At 60.0% G+C, this 18124-nt stretch carries 21 protein-coding genes and 1 pseudogene; 6 read left to right on the top strand and 16 right to left on the bottom strand.

What is annotated here, in order from left to right; all coding sequences use genetic code 11:
* Window positions 1-384: 384 nt before the first annotated feature.
* The 5 genes from V1283_RS12205 to V1283_RS12185 form a co-directional block, all read right to left on the bottom strand.
* Window positions 385-576 (bottom strand): hypothetical protein, encoded by a 192-nt coding sequence (locus V1283_RS12205; RefSeq protein ID WP_334386736.1) that lies wholly within the window; start codon window positions 574-576, stop codon window positions 385-387.
* Window positions 577-1096: 520 nt separating this feature from the next.
* A complete protein-coding gene (locus V1283_RS12200) occupies window positions 1097-1807 on the bottom strand; it encodes an SDR family NAD(P)-dependent oxidoreductase (protein WP_334386735.1) in 711 nt (236 codons plus the stop codon).
* Between the two features lie 20 nt (window positions 1808-1827).
* Window positions 1828-2625: a glutathione S-transferase family protein gene (locus tag V1283_RS12195; RefSeq protein ID WP_334386734.1), complete on the bottom strand. Its 798-nt coding sequence runs from the start codon at window positions 2623-2625 to the stop codon at window positions 1828-1830.
* Between the two features lie 29 nt (window positions 2626-2654).
* Window positions 2655-3071: an enoyl-CoA hydratase-related protein gene (locus tag V1283_RS12190; RefSeq protein WP_334386733.1), complete on the bottom strand. Its 417-nt coding sequence runs from the start codon at window positions 3069-3071 to the stop codon at window positions 2655-2657.
* Window positions 3072-3080: 9 nt separating this feature from the next.
* Entirely contained in the window at window positions 3081-3485 is a 405-nt protein-coding gene (locus tag V1283_RS12185; protein WP_334386732.1) for a winged helix-turn-helix transcriptional regulator, read from the bottom strand.
* 407 nt (window positions 3486-3892) lie between these two features.
* Here V1283_RS12185 and acuI point away from each other — a divergent pair, with 407 nt between their 5' ends.
* Entirely contained in the window at window positions 3893-4876 is a 984-nt protein-coding gene (acuI, locus tag V1283_RS12180) for an acrylyl-CoA reductase (NADPH) (protein WP_334386731.1), read from the top strand.
* A 184-nt stretch (window positions 4877-5060) separates the two neighbouring features.
* On the opposite strand, the gene V1283_RS12175 is transcribed toward acuI, so the two are convergent.
* The 8 genes and pseudogenes from V1283_RS12175 to V1283_RS12150 all read right to left on the bottom strand — a co-directional run bounded on the left by V1283_RS12175 (window position 5061) and on the right by V1283_RS12150 (window position 11284).
* Window positions 5061-5669, bottom strand: coding sequence for a glutathione S-transferase family protein (locus V1283_RS12175; RefSeq protein ID WP_334386730.1), 609 nt, complete (start codon window positions 5667-5669; stop codon window positions 5061-5063).
* A gap of 302 nt (window positions 5670-5971) precedes the next feature.
* Window positions 5972-7588 carry a long-chain-fatty-acid--CoA ligase gene (locus tag V1283_RS12170; protein ID WP_334393036.1) on the bottom strand — a complete coding sequence of 539 codons (1617 nt, stop codon included), beginning with the start codon at window positions 7586-7588 and terminating at the stop codon, window positions 5972-5974.
* A 536-nt stretch (window positions 7589-8124) separates the two neighbouring features.
* Window positions 8125-8805 (bottom strand): organomercurial lyase, encoded by a 681-nt coding sequence (gene merB, locus V1283_RS12165; RefSeq protein ID WP_334386729.1) that lies wholly within the window; start codon window positions 8803-8805, stop codon window positions 8125-8127.
* Window positions 8806-9028: 223 nt separating this feature from the next.
* Entirely contained in the window at window positions 9029-9811 is a 783-nt protein-coding gene (locus tag V1283_RS12160; protein WP_334386728.1) for an SDR family oxidoreductase, read from the bottom strand.
* A gap of 134 nt (window positions 9812-9945) precedes the next feature.
* Window positions 9946-10077, bottom strand: coding sequence for a hypothetical protein (locus V1283_RS44685; RefSeq protein ID WP_442895928.1), 132 nt, complete (start codon window positions 10075-10077; stop codon window positions 9946-9948).
* Window positions 10078-10083: 6 nt separating this feature from the next.
* Window positions 10084-10505 (bottom strand): annotated as a pseudogene (locus V1283_RS44680) (SDR family oxidoreductase); the annotation flags it as partial.
* Between the two features lie 16 nt (window positions 10506-10521).
* Window positions 10522-10695 carry an SDR family NAD(P)-dependent oxidoreductase gene (locus V1283_RS44675; RefSeq protein WP_442895734.1) on the bottom strand — a complete coding sequence of 58 codons (174 nt, stop codon included), beginning with the start codon at window positions 10693-10695 and terminating at the stop codon, window positions 10522-10524.
* Window positions 10696-10849: 154 nt separating this feature from the next.
* Entirely contained in the window at window positions 10850-11284 is a 435-nt protein-coding gene (locus tag V1283_RS12150) for a hypothetical protein (RefSeq protein ID WP_334386727.1), read from the bottom strand.
* Here V1283_RS12150 and V1283_RS12145 point away from each other — a divergent pair.
* A complete protein-coding gene (locus V1283_RS12145) occupies window positions 11283-11636 on the top strand; it encodes a hypothetical protein (protein WP_334386726.1) in 354 nt (117 codons plus the stop codon). The genes V1283_RS12150 and V1283_RS12145 overlap by 2 nt on opposite strands.
* Here V1283_RS12145 and V1283_RS12140 read toward each other — a convergent pair.
* Window positions 11617-12405, bottom strand: a complete 789-nt coding sequence (locus tag V1283_RS12140) for an enoyl-CoA hydratase/isomerase family protein (protein WP_334386725.1) — start codon at window positions 12403-12405, stop codon at window positions 11617-11619. The genes V1283_RS12145 and V1283_RS12140 overlap by 20 nt on opposite strands.
* A 346-nt stretch (window positions 12406-12751) precedes the next feature.
* Window positions 12752-13393 carry a glutathione S-transferase family protein gene (locus V1283_RS12135; RefSeq protein WP_334386724.1) on the bottom strand — a complete coding sequence of 214 codons (642 nt, stop codon included), beginning with the start codon at window positions 13391-13393 and terminating at the stop codon, window positions 12752-12754.
* Between the two features lie 545 nt (window positions 13394-13938).
* On the opposite strand from V1283_RS12135, the gene V1283_RS12130 reads away from it, so the two are divergent.
* Complete coding sequence (locus tag V1283_RS12130; RefSeq protein ID WP_334386723.1) at window positions 13939-14394, top strand: MarR family winged helix-turn-helix transcriptional regulator; 456 nt, start codon at window positions 13939-13941, stop codon at window positions 14392-14394.
* A 45-nt stretch (window positions 14395-14439) separates the two neighbouring features.
* On the opposite strand, the gene V1283_RS12125 is transcribed toward V1283_RS12130, so the two are convergent.
* Window positions 14440-15387: a haloalkane dehalogenase gene (locus V1283_RS12125; protein WP_334386722.1), complete on the bottom strand. Its 948-nt coding sequence runs from the start codon at window positions 15385-15387 to the stop codon at window positions 14440-14442.
* Between the two features lie 733 nt (window positions 15388-16120).
* Here V1283_RS12125 and V1283_RS12120 point away from each other — a divergent pair.
* The 3 genes from V1283_RS12120 (at window position 16121) to V1283_RS12110 (ending at window position 17986) form a co-directional block, all read left to right on the top strand.
* A complete protein-coding gene (locus V1283_RS12120) occupies window positions 16121-16657 on the top strand; it encodes a DUF1993 domain-containing protein (RefSeq protein WP_334386721.1) in 537 nt (178 codons plus the stop codon).
* A 107-nt stretch (window positions 16658-16764) separates the two neighbouring features.
* On the top strand, window positions 16765-17736 hold the full coding sequence (locus V1283_RS12115) for a quinone oxidoreductase family protein (protein ID WP_334386720.1): 972 nt from the start codon (window positions 16765-16767) through the stop codon (window positions 17734-17736).
* A gap of 109 nt (window positions 17737-17845) precedes the next feature.
* A complete protein-coding gene (locus V1283_RS12110; RefSeq protein ID WP_334386719.1) occupies window positions 17846-17986 on the top strand; it encodes a hypothetical protein in 141 nt (46 codons plus the stop codon).
* The last annotated feature ends 138 nt before the right edge of the window (window positions 17987-18124 follow it).

The following is an 18124-nucleotide window of genomic DNA, read 5'->3' as shown; positions in this document are numbered from 1 at the left end:
CGTTGCCCTCCGAAGGCAAAGGTTGCCCGTCCGATCTGTGCCGATGCCGCCGGATTTATTGAGAACGGTCCATCTGTCCGCGGGGTGGCCTTGCAACGGCTATAGCTGACGGCGCGCGGCCATCGGACAGATCCGCCAACGCAGCGTCGTTGGGGAGTGGGCCATTCTGCTCTCCGACTGGAACACAGGTTGTGACCAGGAGGACCGTACGGCTGCATTGCCATTCGTTTCCCAGGATCGGTTCAGATACCTCCTGTGGATGACCAACGGCGATGGCGACTCCCGCGGCCACCAACGCGACTGCGGCGATCGCGAGTATTCTCGACCTTTGCCGAACGAATTTGAAACGGACTTTGAAAGGACTCATTTCCCGGCTCTCCGTACTTAACGTTCGCTTGGAACTGAGCAGCGCAAGTCGCGCATCGCCGGTGCGCGCTGGCGCCCGGTGATTTCCGCGCGCAGAACGTGGCGCGCGCGTGCTTGTTCCTGTGACACCGCGAAGGCAGCGACCAACAATAAGCGCGTGGTCGCAAATGAGACGTGCGTCATGCAGGTGAACGAGCGCGACAGTTCCATGTCAACCTCCGCAATCAAGCTGCTTCACACATCGAGAGGCACGTGGTCTCGCGCAATAGCCGATTACCCATGTTTTGGTTGAAGGTGTTTCGAGCGGCCTGCGTGTCTTGGACTCGGTTGCAGCCATCACTCATCGGTCGCATCGGGATCGGCGGCGTCCGATTGCAGGAAACAGGGAGATGCGGGCGTGAGTAAGCTTTTGAGCATGGGTGCCGGAGCAGCGGGGAGCACAGCGTTCTTCGGCACGGCCCGACCGAGCGTGGCGAAAGACCGCGCGTAACGCCGCGGCGATCACATCCTTTGTGCCAATGTGCAGCTTTTAGACGCTAGCGCGGCGTTAGGACATGGCGTTCGGCTACAGCGGCGAGTGCTTCCGCAATCTGTCGCGCGGCCGCGGCGCCACTGCGTGCGCCTCAGCACTGTCGGCGTTCCCGGACCCGGATCGGCGGAAGTAGCCGGAGCGCGCAACGCGACTTAACTTCTCGAAAGCGCCTTGCTGCCCTTCCCTGCCACTACGAGCTCACCAGTTTTCCAGGGAGGTACGCACGTCTATCTCGAAGGACCACGCCTTGGGGGGCTGCCGGTAGAGAAAGGCGTAGCACTCGACGATGCCCTCGATATCGATCAGGCGGTCCTGGCGCTGGTCAGCGTCCGGGAAGTGTCTGCGTATCTTCTCGCCGTAGATGGCACCGTCGACGACGACGTGGCCGACATGGATGCCCTCGGGCCCGTATTCCTTTGCAATCGCCTGGGCGAGCGTACGCAGGCCGGCCTTCGCTGAATTGAAGGCCCCGTACCCTGCCCGACCGCGGAGTGAAGCGCTCGCTCCGGTAAACAGAATGGTGCCCCGCTTGCGCGGGACCATGTGGCGAAGCGCCTCCCGTCCGAACAGGAATCCGCCGTAGCAGGCGACCCGCCAGCTTTTCTCGAAATAGCTCGATTCCATCTCGAGAATTCGACCGGGAGTGTTGTTGCCCGCGTTGTAGATCGCGACATCGACGTCGGTGCCCACGTCTGAAAAGAGCGCCGCCACGTCCACCTCCTTCGTCGCGTCTGCGACGACGGACGAAGCTTCGCCTCCGGCCTTTCGGATGTCGGCGACGACAGCATCCAGCGAAGCCCGCGTGCGTCCGACCGCGACAACGTGCAGCCCTTCCTTGGCGAAACGCTTGCAGAGTTGCGCGCCCAGCCCCCGATCCGGGCCGACTCCGATGATCACGGCCTTATGCATTGGCTTTCCTCCGGAACCTGTCACTTCGATAACAGCTTTTCGACATATGGCTTGAGATCCGGCCTGAAGTGCTCGTGGTCTATCAGCCGATCAAAATGGGCAAAGACGAGCGGATATTCGTTTCGGACGCCGTCATGCAGGATCCTATCCAGGCCGCGCTCGTTCAATTGCGCCGCACGCGCCTGCTCGTTCATGAACAAGGCGAGCTCGGCGGCAAAGCAGATGTCGGCCAACGAGATTTGCTCTCCGACAAGCGTTTTCCGTTGCGCGGACAAAGCCTGCTCGAGCCCGGAGGCATAGATTGCGAACGCCTGCTTGGCGCGGGCGTGGATCGCCGCATCGACGGCGCCGTCCAACAACGAAAGGAGATAGATCTGCGAGTCTCGGGCAAAGAGCAGGCTGACATCGAGAAAGCTGTCGATCCTGGAGGCTTCCCAGGCGTCACGTCCGTAGAGCGGAAATGTCGCCTCTCCCAGCCGCGCCACGGCCCGCATGATGCTGTTCGATTCAAAGATTCCGATCTTTCCGTCGGGGCCGAATGCCGCTGGAACGTTGCCGAACGGCTGGGCTCGGAGGAACGCATCGGTCTTGAACAGCTTCACGCCGGTCAGCCCGACCCGCCCGGTCCGGGCAAGGGAAGACAACGATTGGCGCTCCTGCTCCGCCAGCGGCCGCGCATCGTAGTCCCACAGCCAGTCTCGCAACTCCTTGGGCGGAGCACCCCTGACCTCGACGTCCACGCCGCAGAAACGTGCGGCGATGGTCGCCTTCCAGACGCGCGGGTTCGGCAGATAGGAGAATATCCGCAAGTCGGCCATCTGTGATAACTCCCAGCGCCCCCAAGAATTTACGAAGGTCGGGCGACCTTCGAGAAATCCGGCGGCCGTCGCTCGGCGAATGCGGCAAAGGCCTCGCGGGCCTCCGGCGTCATCAAGCGTTGCTTGAACAATTGCGATTCTCCGCTGATTTGCGCCTCGATACGCTCGTGATCACGCATCAGCTTCTTGGTCGACTTCAGCGCGCCGGCGGGACGCTTGGTCAGCGTGATGGCCGCATCATGCGCTTTCTTGCGCAGTTCAGCCTGCGGCACGACGGCGTTGCCAAGGCCACAGGCGACTGGCAGTATTGACGTCTTAGGCTGAAATCCAGCGTTATCTCGGAGGTGATTTGAGTGAATGTTTGCCGCATGGACAAGGTCAGCACATGATGGCACTTCCGACAGGCATGCCGTGTTTCGAGATATTCCTTGTCGCTCACTAAGCATTACTCGATCTCAACCTAACAGGCATGCGTTTGGCTGCGGATTTTCAGGCGCGTGGTGCGGCTCAAGGACGCCTTCGATTGATCCGCCATATTGCTTGCCCCAACTCCGAAGCGAAAGCAGCACGGGCCCGAGGCTCTGACCGAAAGGAGAGATTTCATATTCGACCTTCGGAGGAATCTGCGGATAGGCATGGCGCAGGATCACGCCGTCGGCCTCCAGTTCGCGCAGCTGACGTGTCAGGATCCTCTGCGTGGCGTTCGGAATGGCTCGGGACAGTTCCATGAAGCGCTTCTTGCCGGCGAAGAGATGAAACAGGATCAGCGGCTTCCATAATCCGCCGATGACCGACAAGGTCACCCCGACCGCACATCCACTTTTCGCGTCAAACCTTTTTGGACGCATGAACGCCTCCATAAATGATCGCTTCGTCCAGACTTATGCGTTCTGGCGGGACCACGGCACGCCTCTGCATCGGTGGAGGAGCCGGAAGCCCGTTCCATCGCGCCGAAGCTCACCTTGCATTCGCGCCTCTCATGCCGTCGAACGGCTATTTAGGTTCATGCAATCCTATCACATGACGTTGATAATACAATAGAATCATGCGCACACGAACAGGCCTTGGCACAGGCAGGAACCTCGCTTCGCTCGAAGCCCTGTCACGTCGAGCATGCTGTATCGGGCGCCGCCTGGTTTCACCCCTCCCCCGGAATCCGGCGAGTACATCCATAAATGATAGTACCCGCTTTAAATGTGCCTTCTTGCGGCAATGACGGCGTCCCCCTAGGTCGTTGCACAGCGAAACGTCAATCTAGGACGCAACCATGTTCAAGGCACTGCTGGCACAAAAGACAGGTGAGAAGATCTCGACTAGCGTGGTCGAAATGGATGAGCAACAGCTCATGCCTGGCGACGTTTCCGTCGCGGTGGATTATTCAACCGTGAACTACAAAGACGCGTTGGCTATTAGCGGGCGCGCCGAAATCATTCGCCAGTTTCCCTTGATCCCGGGTATCGATTTCGCCGGCACCGTCGAGGCCTCCTCCCATGCGGGCATCGCGGTGGGAGATCGCGTCGTCGCCAACAGCTGGGGACTGAGTCAGACCCACCATGGCGGTTATGCTCAGAAAGCGCGCGTGAGCGGCGATTGGCTCGTGAAAATCCCAGCGCCGCTTTCGACAAAGGACGCCATGGCAATCGGCACGGCGGGCTACACGGCAATGCTGAGCGTCCTCGCCCTCGAACATGGCGGCCTCACACCGCAGCGTGGCGATATCCTGGTGACCGGCGCCAATGGTGGCGTCGGTTCGATCGCCATCGCGATCCTTTCCGATCTGGGCTATCGCGTCGTTGCGTCGACGGGTCGTCCTGATGAAGCCGACTATTTGCGGAGCCTCGGAGCCGCCGAGGTCATCGATCGGCGAACCCTTTCAGAGCCCGGAGTTCCGATCGCACGCGAACGTTGGGCTGGCGCGGTCGACTCCGTCGGCAGCCGTACGTTGGTGAACGTGCTATCGCAGACGCAATACCGTGGGGTGGTGACGGCCTGCGGCATGGCTCAGGGGGTCGATCTACCCGGAACGGTTCTACCGTTCATCCTGCGCAACGTCACCCTTGCGGGCATCGACTCGGTCAATGCCCCGCGCCAGGCTCGAACCGAGGCGTGGTCGCGGTTGGCTCGCGATCTCAACTTGAACAAGCTCGGCCGAACGGTGCGCCTGGTCGGCCTCGGGGAGGTTCCCGATGTGGTAGGCCAATTGTTCGCTGGAAAGGTGCAGGGCCGCACGGTCATCGACGTCAATGCGTGACTACGTTCTGTTCGACGGCCCAGTACCTTGGATCGTCCGTCTTGAAACCGCCTGCCAAAGGCCATCAGGACATTTTCGTTGGCAGGCGACAACGTTCACCTCTTCACCGCTCCCGATCGCCGCAGCGATGCGTCATGATCCTCAGTGGCCCCTCGATTGCTTTCAAGGGATCACACATGTGTCATCACGCACGAGCGGTTGGCCGCTTCGATACCTCACTAAACCATCGCGCAAGATGTGGTGAATCAGCGGGAATGGGTGTTCCGGTATTCTTACCTAGGATAAGCGCGCACTGGGCCGTGATATCGGCAATCGTGTATCGATCTCCCGCGATAAAGGGCCGTTTGGCCAATTCGCCGTCGAGCCAGTGCATCCGGTCTTGTGCGCGCGTGTGCCCGCGGCGCGCAACATCCGCCATCTGCGTGAGGCGCTCTTTATAGAACGCCGAGGAATGCACGAAGTGATCCATTATCGGGATCAACAGCTCCAACTCCGTTCGCCGATTCCACATCTCGACCAGAGCCCGCTCGACCGGGGTTGTCCCGAACAGTGGCGGCTCCGGGTGAAGCTCTTCGACATACCGGCAGATCGCCACAGACTCGGCGAGTTGCGTTCCATCGTCGAGCTCAAGGAGCGGCATCGTTCCCATCGGATTTTTTGCCAGATAATTCGGATCCTTGTTCTCGCCCTTCAGCATGTCCACCTCGACGGTCGGCAGTTTTACCCCCTTTTCGGCCAAGAAAATCCGCACACGCCTCGTGCTGGTGCCGGTCTTTAGGTCATAGAGTTTCATTTTTCTTCCTCCGAACGTGAATGGTTGAGAAACCGTGCCGGTCGGCCGCCCGCGGCGCGAAACCCCGCGAGCGGGAACGGTTCAAACTTTCTGCAAGGTCAGGTGGCTCGGACGCGACCAGATATTCCGGCGGCCCCGCTGTATGCTCGCGAGGCTTGGCGGGGATCTGACGGATTCGAACCGCTTTTCGCGGGAAGCCGTTTGAGCGACCGCGGAAGGTGCAAGCAGCGCACCGACCGAGGGGAAGCGGCGTCTGAATCATTGACCTGCCGCGTGTCCCGATCGGAGCGACAGCGCACATCTCACGTCTCGGCGGTCGCAGGTTCGGCGAACCGCTTTCGAAGTTCGGCCTTCATCACCTTGCCTGTTCCGGTCTTGGGAAACTCCGGCACGAAAATGATGCGATCGGGGAGCCACCATTTTGAAACCCGCTCGCTCAAGAACGCCACGAGGTGTTCCGTGCCGATATCGGCATTGTCCGCGCGCACGACGAGCAACACCGGACGCTCGCCCCAGCGCTCGTGAGGTACGGCGATCACCGCCGCCTCCTTCACGCCCGGACATGACCCCGCGGCGTTCTCAACCTCGATGGAGGAGATCCATTCGCCGCCAGACTTCACGAGATCTTTTTCGCGATCGACAATCTTGAGGTAGCCGTCGGCATCAATCGAGGCGATATCGCCCGTGTCGAGCCATCCATCGGCATCCACGGCGCCCTTGCCTTCTTGCTTAAAATAGCCCGAAATGATGTAGGGACCGCGGACTTGAAGGGCGCCAACGTGCTCTTCGCCCCACGGGCAATGAGAGTGATCCTTGTTGCTGATCCGCATTTGGACGCCGAAAAGCCCGTGTCCCTGTTTGAGCTTCTTCTGCATGGGATTTTTAGCAAAGCGCGGAAGCACCGCGGCGGACGTGGCGCAAGGACCGGTTTCGGTCATCCCCCAAATGTGACCCACCTCGACACCGTGGTCTTCCTCAAGGGCCTGCACCACAGCTGGCGAGGGAGCCGAGCCGGCAACCATGATCCGCTTCAGGGTCGGAACGGCCTGCTTGGCAGATGCGAGATGCCTTACCAGATCGTTCCAGATTGTGGGGACGCCATTTGCGAAGGTAACGCGATGTAAGTTGATGGTCTCTGCCAAGGAAACGGCGTCCAAGCGCAGGCCTGGCAGGACAAGACCCGCTCCCGCCATCGCGGCGGCGAACGGCAACCCCCATGACGCGTGCACATGATAGATCGGCACGATCGCGCAGGCGGTTGAGGCGGGCCTGAGGTCGAACACATCGGACGTTCGCGCCGTCATCGCGTGCAGCATCATCGCTCGATGATTGGTCAGCACGCCCTTCGGATTACCGGTCGTTCCCGAGGTGTAGCAGAGAGAGGCTGCCGTACGCTCGTCAAAGGCGGCATAGACCGTGGGATCTTCGTGACCGGAATCGATAAATGCCTCGTAGGCAACGACGCCATCGGGAAGATGGGATCGAAGTTCGTCTGGCGTGCACATCGCGATGTTGAACCGAAGCGCATGTTGCCCTGCAATGACACGGGCGAGCGGCTCGTATTCGAGGTCGTAGAACAGCCCAACATCTTCGGCGTGTTTAGCAATATAGACGACTTGTTCGGGGAAAAGCCGCGGGTTGATGGGATGACAGACCGCACCGATGGCGGTGATGGCGAAGTACGCCTCGAGATGGCGATGGTTATTCCAGGCAAGGGTCGCCACACGATCGCCGCGCTCGACGCCGGCAGCCAACAACGCGCTCGCAAGTCGCCGCACCCGGCGTTCCAGTCCGGCCCAGTTGCTATGAAAGAACGATCCGTCGCGGCGCCGCGAAATCACCGGCGTGTCGGCGTGATAAATCGAGGCGTGGATGAGGGCATCCGAAACAAGGAGCGGCCGCTCCTGGATCAGCCCCATCAAGGGAGCTTTCTCGACAATTCCATACATGGCTAACCGCGATCTCCTGGGGAACGGAACGCCGCTCGATGAACGGACTCGGTTTTTGCGACCGACCGAAACGTCTGCGCGTCGGTGGAGACCAAGCCCGAGCCCGTCATGATTCCTCCCGTGAATAGTTCGGCTGGACACGCTCTACGGGCACCAATGCCGTGAGCAGGTCCTTCTGTTCTGTGCGGGGAGCGCATACTAGGTGGTCAGCACCTAGCGCCAAACGTCGTTTTACCCACGTTTCGGGACATCGCATGCCCTGGCAAAGCGGTGATCAGTAGTCGATCCTTACGGCCGCACGACGTCCCTTGCCCTCCCCCTGAGGCAGCTGGCAAGCGGGTTGGAGCCGGATCCCACGCCCCCCGAAAACGTCTCGCGGCGCTTGAACGCACCGGCGTCGTGTTCGTCGAAGGCGAGCCGACGGCGCGCGCGTCCGAGCCAATCGGCGGCAAGCCGGACACGGCACCGTAGTTGTCACCAACTCCCGAACATGCGCCGCTTAAAAGCTACCGTCGCGGCTTTCCATTCCAAAACGCTCCGACCAGGCCAACCCTGTCGAATATCTCGATTGCCTCGTCTACCGACCACTTGCGCCAGTTTCGATCGCAATGATGGCCATACCATTCCCTCCCAAGATCCTGAACCTGGGTGATCGGGACCGCAGATCCGACCGGAATTCCGTGGCGTTCGCTCCACAGCCGCACGTCGGACTCGCGCCGGAAAGGCAGAACGGTGGCACAAAAGTGGTGGACGTTGTCCCATGCCACTCGTGGAGGCAGGGCAAAATGCACCCAGAGATCCTTATCGTGGACTTCGCCCTTGACGATGTGGATATCGATGTCTTCCATCTCGCCGCCTAGCCTGGCGTGGATCACCGCGTCCCCACCGACCAAGGAGGCAATTCCGCAACCACACCAAATACAGGGAGCCCACCAACCCTGATCGCCTTTCTGGACCCATGTCGCCGTCGGAGAGAAGGAGAACGGGTGGATTACCCAGGGCTCGCAAACATGCGGGTGCAATACGACGCCGTGGCTTTCGGCCAGCCGCGAGAGGGCCTTTTCGATTTCCTCGACTGGCTTTGCCAGGGCGGCTGAGACCTCGTGTCGGCTGGGGGCTCGGCCTGTTTGGCGCAGTCGGTCGATGAAAGCATGGTGGACTTCCGCATCCAAGGACGCAGTGTGCATCGGACAGTCTCCTAAGTCTTGAATTTCCAAAGCCGCCCCCGGCAATTCTCCGCGTGGCCCGGCGTCGCTCACTCGTCTGCGGCAAGTTATGTCCTCGAGTGGGTGGCTGTTCGCAGCCCAGCCGAACGGCGACATCGCGCGGCTACCCCTGCGGTCTGCCCGGCCTCTTCGAGCGACCGTTTCAGCTGGGCCCTGTTATCGTCTCAACTTGGCCTACCCCGCATCAGCCGAAAGTCCCGGCATAGGAACCGCCGTCGAGTAGCAAGTTCTGGCCGGTGATATAGCCAGACGATGCCGCGCAAAGGAACGCGCAGGTCAATCCGAATTCCTCGGAGGATCCAAACCGACCCGCCGGAATTTGTTCAAGCATCGCGCGCGTCGCGGCTTCAACATCGCCTCCGTAATGGCGGGCTAGGTAATTTTGGGCGGCCGGAAGACGGTCGGTCGCATGAGGGCCAGGCAATAGACTATTGATCGTCACATTATGACGGACGACTTGCCGCGCGAGACCCGCGACGAACCCGGTAAGCCCGGTGCGGGCGCCATTCGACAGCCCCAAGAAGGGGATCGGCGCCTTGACCGCGCTTGACGTGATATTGACGATGCGCCCGAAGTTCCGCTCGATCATCCCGTCGATGACGCGGCGTATCAGCTCGATCGGGGCCAGCATGTTCGCGTTCAACCCGGCGATCCAATCCTCGTGCGACCAATCTCGGAAGTCGCCCGGCGGCGGGCCGCCCGCATTGGTCACGAGAATGTCGACTGCCGGGAGGTTCGCTAGGACGGCATCCTGTCCCTCGCGAGAAGTGATATCGCAAGCAACCATGTTCACCGGAATGCCAGCCGCTTGCTGGATCTCCGTTGCTGCGGCGTCGAGCGCCTTCATATTTCTCGCGTTAATTGTGACGTTGACGCCTTCGAGCGCTAGCGCCATCGCACAGGCTTTGCCCAATCCCTTGCTTGCCCCACACACAAGAGCATGCCGACCCGATATCTCCAGGTTCATTTGCGATAGCCTCCTTCGCGCGAAAACTCGTTTTCTTGTGGTCCGGATTTATCGGAGACGGCCGCGACCGCGAACCGTTGCTTCCAGCCGTAGAGCTGGCTTCTCACACGCATCCTCGTGGCAAGGACCTCGCATTACGTCATGCCCAAGAACAAGCGGTTCCAAGTCGGGCTGATCAGGATTTCGTTGACGCAGACATGAGGCGGCATGTTCGCCACGAACGCTATCGTTCTTCCGATATCCTCCGGCCGCAACATCTTGGCCATGACTTCCTCGCTCGGGGGAACGGGCCGCTTCTTCATGATGGGCGTCGCGACCTCGGCTGGACAAAGGCAGCATGCACGAAGACCATTTTGACATTCGTCCATGTTGAATGAGTGCGTGAGCGCCAGAACTGCGTGTTTCGTCGCGTTGTAGGCAGGCCCGGTCGCTTTCGCGACGATGCGACCGGCCCATGAGGCCACATTGATTTGCAGCCGTCCTTCTGCGCGCGCATGGCAGGGAGGACGGCACGCATGCAGTACAGAAGCCCGTTCAGATTGACGTCGACGATTTGGTCCCATCCTTGCAGTTCCACATCCTCCCAACTGCGTTTGGGAAGGTTCAAGCCGGCGCTGTTAACGAGAAGATCGATTCGTCCGTACTTTGCGAGAATGGCGTTCGTGACAGCGGCGATCTCGTCGGCATCGGTCACGTCGAGCGGAAACACGTCAATCGTCCCCCCCGCTCGCGCGAATCGTCTCAGCGGTGGCGGCCAAAGCGTCCAGACGCCGGCCCGAGATGACCACTGTCCACCCATCAGCAGCCAGGCTCTCGGCACCCGCTTGGCCGATTCCGCTGGCGCCTCCAGTCACCCACGCAATTCGCTTCGTTCCGCCACTCATGCTTTCCGCATCGTTTGACTAAAACCCAGAACGTCAAATCGCCCGCGCGTCCGGCAGGAGAGATTTTCAGAACGGACGAACACTGGACGCACCGAGCTTTGGTTGAGCGAACCTGAAGTCGAAAGCTCGATGGTCAATGTTGGCGAAGCCGGATCTACAGTGCCGCGGCACCGCGAACGGATGGATCGAGTCCGCCGCCGAGGCGGCGCTCGATCTCTGCGGAGAAACGCGTGAGGACAATCAGGGGCGAATGGTACAGCTGGATAGTTTCAATCAGTCCCGTCGAGTTGCGCGTCAAGATCGTGGCACCTCGAACATCGAGCCCGAAGACTTTTCCTTCCCATTCAAGATACCTCTTGTGGTGATCGACGGTCTCGTCCGTGAACGTGATCGTATCGTACATCTCGCTCGCTACACCAAAGAAGGCGCCGATCGACTGAGCTCCAACACAAGGGTGGCGCAAAACCGATGCCTTGAGCACCGGCAGCTCAACGAACGCGGCAGCGAAGTCGGGCGATGCGTGCTTGCGAACGATCGCAATCCAATCCGCGCCCGGCAAACGGTGGAGCGTCTTCGATCCGTCCGCCATGCGCGTCTCCAAAGAGTTACGGCGCAATCAAAGAAACTTCGCCGGCACCGTCAATTTAACTTCGCCGCCCTGCGGATCCAACGTCACAATTGCAACCATTTCGGCCATGGGGCTCAGCCGCACCGCCCTACGCAGCATCGTCAGCCTCGAGAAGATGGCTTCCGCGGGTAGCGATGGAACCTCTGATCTTCTGCGAGCCTCGGCCATGGCCCTTCGACAACGACACGACATGCCTCTCCACGATCTCGATCGAATGCTTGAGCTGCGGCGAGAGAAGATGTCGGGCGCCAGGCACAAATCCAATGCGGCCTACGCCGCGCCGTTAAACGCCCCTACCGGCCTTCGAACTTAAAGCGTGGGCGCGGCCGACCTGCCTTGAATGCCTCTACCGCCGCTGGCAGCGCCAACTTCACATCTTCGGTCTCGAACAGCGGCAAAGCGAGGTCCAGCATCGCCGCGTCGGCCGCTGCCAAGCCTCCCGCGGTCCATATGCGTAGCAGAGCTTTGTGAGCAAGATGAGCTCGCGTCGGGCCATCCGCCAGGTTGCGTGCGAAGGTGCCCGCTTCTTCGAGCAAGGATTCGTCCGGGACGACTCGATTTACGACCCCGCGTTCCAGCATCGTTTGCGCTGGCACCTGTTCCGAAGTGAGCGCCCACTCCAGGGCGAACGCTCTGCCGACACGCGCGGCAATGCGCTGTATGCCACCTAACATCGTGACGATTCCGAGTGATTGCTCGGGATGTCCGAAGCGGGCGCTCGTACCGGCGAAAATGATGTCCGATCTGACCGCCAACTCGAGGCCACCCCCGAAGCACAGACCCTGCACTGCCGCGACTGTTGGAACTGGTAGCTGCTCCCACTGATTGACCGTGGCGAGGCGCCATTCGAACGCCGCGCGCAGTTGCTTCGGTGTCAAGGTGGGCCAGGGAACGATATCTCCTCCATAGCTGAAGTCCGGGCCTTCCGCCGACAGAAGCGCGGCCCGCGCTCCGCTACCGGCGATCAGAAATATGGCATCGCTCAGTTCATGGAAAAACTCCTGCGTCAGCCGGTTTTGCGGAGGATTGCTCAGCACGAGCCTTGCCAAATTATTCTCTATGGTGACGTTGATGTGCGACATCTACCCTCCTCGGCCGGAACAGCGCTGAACATCTTGAGGCGACTGCTCACTTGCAACCATCTGGGATGCGTAAGTGCGGTTCGGCCAAGGCTTCGCCTGCCGCGCGCCTTCGCGATCGAGGCCTATCGACGGCGCCTCGTGCCGGGCCGGCAGCCACAAAAGTAACGCGGCACCGCCGAACTAAAAAGGTCGTAGATCGCACCCTTTGAGACTCGCAGGCGTGTGGCCGACCATGGCCTACAAGCCCATCGGGGGCGTTGCCGGGGAGAGAGATACCCCGGCGAAAGCGCCGAGGACGGCGCAGGTCGCGGGGCGCGGAATAAGGGAGCCGCGAGCCACAAACCGGCTAGGGTTGCGCGAAGGCGTCCCCGCCGTTCGGCTTTCCCGTTGCATTTGCTTTCTTAAATGCCGGCCGCTCGCGGAGACGATCAAGGTAAGCTGACAGATCGGGCTGGCCCGAAAAATCCGCACCGACCCTGGCGGCGGCCATGCATGCCTGACCCAGCATGATATCGGCGGCACTGAACTGTCCCGCCACGAATTCCTTGCCGCGAACTCCGGCGTCAACGGAGGTCAGCATTCTTGAGAGAAGTTTCGTAGCACGATCGACATTGACCTGATTCCGACGCTCGGGCGAAAGGAGGACCGTTTCCACGACAATCGTATTTATCGGGGGCATGATCATTCCCTCGGCGTAGTGGAACCATTGCAGGTAGACCGGAAACTCCGGGGAACCGACGTCGGGTATAAGCCGGCCGTTGCCGTACTTCGCCAACACGTATTGTACGATTGCTCCCGACTCGAAGATCGTGACCTTGTCGTCGACGAGAGTTGGCACGCGACCCTGCGGATGAACCGCAAGGTAGGCAGGCGAGCGCATGCTTGCATCCCCGAGTTTGAAGAACTCCAATTCATAAGGCAGACCCAGTTCTTCGAACAGCCACACGATACGAACGGCTCGCGTGTTAGGAGCAAAGTAAATCTTCATGCATCCTCCCGTCGTATTTATCTACAATCGGCATATGCCCGTTTCTAAGATGCCGTGCGGCGCATTGTCAATCAAGCCTAACACCACGAAGCGAGGTGGCAGGCGCCTCGTTTTTTGCTGTTTATCAATGCATTGTCGGCACCGTGCGGCCTCTCAGGTCCATCAAATCGCAGTCCAAATATGCGCACTCCCACGCTTGAACTTCAGCGACAAAGGGTGAAGAGCCGATGCCCTTCACTGGGCAAGTGCAAAATCCAATTGGAAGAAGCATCGCCGTGAACGAGCCGTGCGGTCCCTGCGGCTCATCTCGCTCGAGCGAGGGACGCCGAAGCGGAGACTGCTGCTCTGATGCGTTGGCACCGTCCAGAACGCAGTCGCGAGACGAGGATATTGCCTCTGGGTGCAGATCGAGGCTATACGGCAGACTCCAGCGTCACAACGGCCGATGCGTCATACAATATGGTATTCCCGGATAAACGAGCTCACTTGGGGTCGCTTTCTTTGGTATCGGCGAAAGCCTATTTTTAAAGAGGAGCTTTTCCTGAATGCAGGGCGGAAGACACAGCGCTAGACCTGCATGCACCGCGGCGGCGCTTCGCAAGGCAACACGTCGTATAACTCAGTTTTACGACACAGCTCTCGCGCCGGCGGGACTGACGGTCACGCAGTATAGCCTCCTCACTGAATTAGCGAGACGTGGAAAGCGTGTGCCAACCGTGACCGAGCTTGCCGACGCCATGGTGATGGATCGGTCCGGCCTGGGTCACACGCTCGGCCCGCTCGAAAGGGACGGCCTCATCACCCTTGCCGTTCACAGCGAGGACGCACGGGCGCGGAACGTGGTCTTGACCGTGAAGGGCAAAGCGCGGCAAAGGCAAGCCGCCATCTTCTGGGCGCGCGCGCAAAAGGAGTTCTCCGACATCTTCGGAACGCGCCAAGCAGCCCAGCTTCATTCAGCTTTACTTGCGATCGCCCATGACGAGCGACTGAGTTCGTCCTGAGTTGAGTTACCTTACCTCAGGCGGCGACGATCCCTCCTCTGCCATCTACCCCAGCCCGGCATTCATCCACTTGGCAATGGCGGATCCGATCTTCTCGCCGGAGTCCTCTTGGATGAAGTGCGTACCAGCGACCGAGACTTCCGTTTGATTCTTCCAGCTGCGACAAAATTCCCGTGTCACCCCGGTTAGAATTGCCCCAGGCTCCGCGTTCACGAACAATTTGGGGATCTCGTTCTCCGCCATCCATTTGGCGTATGTTTCGACAATCGCGACAACGTCGGCGGGATTTCCCCCGATGGGGATCTGGCGGGGCCAAGAAAGCATGGGCCACCGATCCTCGCGTTTCAGGAACGGCCTGCGATATTCTGTCATTTCCGCATCTGAAAGTTTCCGGATCACCGAACCCGGCAGGACCTTCTCGATAAAAAGATTGCGATCGAGAATGAGCTCTTCGCCCTTTTCCGAGCGGAAGCCCTGAAAGATTGGAACGGCGGCCTTATTCCAGTCGCTCCAATCTTTGATCGGACACACGATCGCTTCCATGTAAGCAATTCCCCGGACGCGATCGGGATGATGACAGGCCCAGTCAAAGCCGAGCGCGGATCCCCAATCGTGAATGACAAGGACCACCTTGTCCTCGGGTGGAATGATCTTGTCGATCAGGGCCCAGAGATACTTTCGATGCGTCAAAAAACGGTAGGTCGATGGCCCAGCGTCGGGCAGTTTGTCCGAGTCTCCCATTCCGATCAGATCCGGTGCGATAACCCGACCGGATGATTGAAGACTGGGGACGACGTCTCTCCACAAATAAGAAGAAGTTGGATTGCCGTGGAGAAGGAGAATCGGTTGACCCTGGCCGGATTGGTGGCATGCCATTCTGAGCCCGAGGGCATCGACGCTTGTCTTGGTTAGCGCTGTCTCACTCATATCGCATACCTCAAAACGTAATTCGCTGCGTTCGGCCTTCGCGACCCGGGCAGATGATGTGATCAACCGAGCCGCTCCTGCACGCCGACGGGTGCGGGGCTCGATCGCGATCCGCCCCGTCACTCCATGCCGGGTGAACGATACGTCTCCGCAAAGAGTACGAGGACCGAGCCCTTTGGAGACATTGCGAGCATGTCTTTCCCCTTTGGTCGTAAGCTTCGTCAGCCCAACCCGCGTTGTCCCTATCGCGATGACGATCCGCAACCGATTTAGGACGTCTCGCCTCACGGAACGAACTTCTCGCGAGGCGTCGCAACATATGCGTATATGCCGATATCTGTCGAGTCGGCGAGATACGAGATCGCGTTCACGCTCAGTTTGGCTCGCTCAGGATTGCGCGAGCGATTCGCGCTATTAAGCCGAGGGCTTACAAGAACTCTCCGCGCGTCGGCGCGCGCCCGCTCGTCTGACGTGTCCTAAAAAGTGGCAAAAAAGACGTATCCCGCGGCCGAGGCGCGATCTACTTGATCCGGGTCGAGAGATAGCGAACCGTTGCCGCGAAGGCGTTCTTCCCATCGTCGAATGCGGCGTTCTTTATCAAGAGAAGTTTCTCGGACGACGGGCAACCCGAGCGCGGTTTCTCCGCGCACAGCCGATCGGCAATGAGACAAGCGGTGACCGAGCCCATGTCTGCCACGGCAATCGTCCCGACGCTCCATAATGGGCCAGACTACGGCCGCCTACCTTCCCATCTTCCCGCAGCCTGCTGGCGGATGCAGTCGCTAGCTTCGTAAGTGGTATGGGGTCGCAAATGACAAACGCCGTCTTCGAATTCTCGGTCCCCGTATTCGAGCGGCATCTGAAGCTTCTTTCCAAGTTGCTCGAAACCGCCGAGACCTACGCCAAGGACCGAGAGATCGAACCGACGCTCCTGGTTTTTTCTCGGCTCTATCCCGACATGTTTACATTAGCTGAGCAAGTACGGGCGGCGTGCAATACCGCGAAGCGCTCGACGGCGCGTCTGGCTGGCCTGCGGTTGCCTGAATCTCAGAACACGGGCCAGTCGTTCGCCGACTTGCAACGGCGAACAGACGATGCCTTGACCTACCTCGAAATGCTTCCAGAAAGCCGTTTTGCGAAATCGGAGGGAGCGAAGATCGAGTTTCCGTTCGGTTCGGGCGTTGTGACGGTCACGCCGCAGCAATATCTCACGCGGTTCGCGCTGCCTAACTTCTACTTCCACGTCACGACGGCCTACGACATTCTTCGCCATATGGGCGTGCCAATCGGCAAGCGCGATTTTCTCGGACCGATGGCGGACGCTCCCGATCCTTAAGCACGAGGTGGCTTCGATTACGGCTTTGCTCTCACATTGTTTGGTCATTGACAAGGTTACAGACCTGTCATTACATACGCAGCAATTTATCACGTAAGGAGGATCCCGTGCGCGCAATAGTGGCGGAAAGCTTTTCGAGCTATGGCGGCCTGCGGCAGGTCGAACTGCCCAAGCCGGCGCCGGAGAAGGACAAGGTGTTGATCCGAGTTAAGGCGGCCGGTGTCACGCCCCTCGACTACACGATCCTGTCGGGTGGACACCCTCGCGCAAAAGCACCGCTCGTGCTCGGCAATGAAGGGATGGGCATCATCGAGGAGGCCGGCGACACCGGTATGGTGGTGGGCAGCCGCGTCATGTTCACGGGGCCCTACGGCGTCCGCGAGAGCGGCACTTGGCAGGAATTGCTGCTGGTGCGGCCCGAACATGTGGCCGTGATACCCGAGACGATTAGCGATGTGCTCGCGGCCAGCCTTCCGGTGGCCTATCTGACCGCGCAAATTACATTGGCGCTCGCCGGGTTCGCGGCTGGCAAAACGGTGCTGGCTCCCGGCATCGGAGGGTCGGTCGGCAATGCAACCTATCAGCTCGCGCGGGCACAAGGCGCAGGCAAGGTTATTTCGACAGCCGGCAGCGCCGCCAAGGCCGAGCAGGCCCGCGCGCTTGGCTTTCTGGATGTCATCGATCTTACGAAAGAAGGTCTGGCCGACGGTGTTCGCCGGATCACGGGTGGCGCCGGCGCCGACGTTGTGATCGAGAGCATCGGCGGCTCCTTAACCGGGGAGGCCTTGAGCGCCATCGGTCTTGGCGGCGCCTTGATCACGCTGGGCTATTCCGCCGGACGCAAAACCGCGATCGACGTGACGGACCTGATCTGGAAAGGCTCGCGGATGGCGGGTTTCTCCTTGTTCGCGCAGTCGCCGGCAGCCGTTGCCGACGCTTGGCAGAAGATCATCCCACTGATCGTGAACGGATCGGTCAAGCCTCTCGTCGAACGGGTTTATCCTCTCAGCGAGGCCAGCGAAGCGCTTCGCCATCTGATCGAGCATCGTCCGTTTGGCAAAATCGTATTGACAGCGTGATCCGCCTGGCGGCCGCCAAATTTGGCGGAAGCGCATTATTCCGTGAACGAGATCATGGTTCCCTCTCCGGGAATAAAACCGGTGAGTAAGCGGGAACGGAATCGATGCCATGCTTCAAGGCAAAGCTTCCGCTTCCACCGGCATGGCCTTCGGGCGCAGTGAAGGCCATGTCGAGATGCTCGCGCAGTGGCCAATGCAAATGGTTCGGGACCTGCTGATTTTTCAGTTAAGGCATGATCCGAAAAAGTAGCAACCGGCTTTCCGGACAGATCGTGCTCGCACGGAGAGATCGAATGGGATCGGGATTCGGAAACCGAGCCGGCCCGCGCCAAGTGATGTGGTTTCCGACGGGTCAAGCGAGTAGAGCCATCTCGCGAAACGCGTCTCT

It is taken from the genome of Bradyrhizobium sp. AZCC 2262, from assembly GCF_036924535.1.
In the GTDB taxonomy this organism is placed as follows: Bacteria; Pseudomonadota; Alphaproteobacteria; order Rhizobiales; family Xanthobacteraceae; genus Bradyrhizobium.
Note: the sequence above shows the minus strand (reverse complement) of the source record. Positions and strands in the feature narration are given on the sequence as shown.